Origin of the sequence: Staphylococcus sp. EG-SA-15 (assembly GCF_017151895.1) — a bacterium.
In the GTDB taxonomy this organism is placed as follows: Bacteria; Bacillota; Bacilli; order Staphylococcales; family Staphylococcaceae; genus Staphylococcus; species Staphylococcus aureus.
The window spans coordinates 1-260 of sequence record NZ_JACVZN010000102.1 but is presented as its reverse complement, the minus strand read 5'-3'; the positions used below and the strand labels follow the sequence as shown (position 1 = coordinate 260).

The 260-nt window shown below is 32.7% G+C and carries 1 pseudogene; it reads left to right on the top strand.

Annotation, left to right across the window (positions count from 1 at the left end):
• Positions 1–24 precede the first annotated feature (24 nt).
• A pseudogene (locus IDG64_RS14535) lies at positions 25–260 on the top strand (IS6 family transposase); the annotation flags it as partial.

Sequence of the window (260 nt, the reverse complement as noted above, 5' to 3'; positions counted from 1 at the left end):
TTTTAACAAAAAGGAGTCTTCTGTATGAACTATTTCAGATATAAACAATTTAACAAGGATGTTATCACTGTAGCCGTTGGCTACTATCTAAGATATGCATTGAGCTATCGTGATATATCTGAAATATTAAGAGAACGTGGTGTAAACGTTCATCATTCAACGATCTACCGTTGGGTTCAAGAATATGCCCCAATTTTATATCAAATTTGGAAGAAAAAGCATAAAAAAGCTTATTACAAATGGCGTATTGATGAGACGTA